We start from the raw sequence: 1,532 nt of genomic DNA, 5'->3' as shown, positions 1-1,532 counted from the left end.
GCGCCGGGCTCGATCACCTCGCTGTCAACTTCGACGTCGACCGGTCTGTCGTCTGCGGACAGCTCAATTTCTTCACTGTCGACGTCGACTTCGACGGGCATCAGTTCGTTGTCGACCGGCCTGAGCTCGACGGATAGCGCGGTGTCGTCGTTGTCGACTTCCACGTCGACCGGTCTGTCGTCGGCCAGTAGCTCGATCACCTCGCTGTCCACGTCGACCTCGACGGGTCTGAGCTCGACGGACAGCACGGTGTCGTCGTTGTCGACCTCGACGTCGACCGGTCTGTCGTCTGCGGACAGCTCAATTTCTTCACTGTCGACGTCGGCGTCGACGGGCATCAGTTCGCTGTCGACAGGCTTGAGCTCGACGGACAGTACGGTGTCATCGTTGTCGACTTCGACGTCGACCGGTCTGTCGTCGGCCAATAGCTCGATCACGTCGTTGTCCACGTCGACCTCGACGGGTATCAACTCGTTGTCAACGGGTCTGAGCTCGACGGATAGCACGGTGTCGTCGTTGTCGACGTCGACCTCGACCGGTCTGTCGTCGGCCAATAGCTCGATTTCCTCGCTGTCTACGTCAACGTCGACGGGCATCAGTTCGCTGTCGACGGGGCTGAGCTCGACGGACAGCGCGGTGTCGTCGTTGTCAACCTCGACCTCGACGGGTCTTTCGTCCGCGAACAGCTCAATCACCTCGCTGTCCACGTCAACTTCGACGGGCATCAACTCGTTGTCGACGGGCTTGAGCTCGACGGACAGCACGGTGTCGTCGCTGTCGACCTCGACGTCGACCGGTCTGTCATCGGCGAACAGCTCGATCACCTCGCTGTCAACTTCGACGTCGACCGGTCTGTCGTCTGCGGACAGCTCAATTTCTTCACTGTCGACGTCGACTTCGACGGGCATCAGTTCGTTGTCGACCGGCCTGAGCTCGACGGATAGCGCGGTGTCGTCGTTGTCGACTTCAACCTCGACTGGCTTGTCGTCGGCGAACAGCTCGATCACCTCGCTGTCGACGTCGACTTCGACGGGCATCAGCTCGCTGTCGACAGGCTTGAGCTCGACGGACAGCACGGTGTCGTCGTTGTCGACTTCGACGTCGACCGGCTTGTCGTCTGCAAACAGCTCGATCACCTCACTGTCCACGTCAACCTCGACGGGCATCAGCTCGCTGTCGACGGGCCTGAGCTCGACGGACAGCACGGTGTCGTCGTTGTCGACCTCGACGTCGACCGGCTTGTCGTCGGCCAGTAGCTCGATCACGTCGTTGTCCACGTCGACCTCGACGGGCATCAGTTCGCTGTCGACGGGTCTGAGCTCGACGGATAGCACGGTGTCGTCGTTGTCGACCTCGGCCTCGACGGGCTTGTCGTCGGCCAGTAGCTCGATCACCTCGCTGTCGACGTCAACTTCGACAGGCATCAGTTCGTTGTCGACGGGGCTGAGCTCGACGAACAGCACGGTGTCGTCGTTGTCCACCTCGACGTCAACCGGCCTGTCGTCGGCTACTAGCTCGGTTTCTTCACTGTC

Annotated in this window: 1 pseudogene; it reads left to right on the top strand. The window is 61.2% G+C overall.

The features are described from left to right. Positions 1–1,532, top strand: a pseudogene (locus GQ57_RS42900) (cell surface protein); the annotation flags it as partial.

It is taken from the genome of Burkholderia sp. MSh2 (assembly GCF_000731655.1).
Classification (GTDB): domain Bacteria; phylum Pseudomonadota; class Gammaproteobacteria; order Burkholderiales; family Burkholderiaceae; genus Burkholderia; species Burkholderia paludis.
Note: the sequence above shows the minus strand (reverse complement) of the source record. Positions and strands in the feature narration are given on the sequence as shown.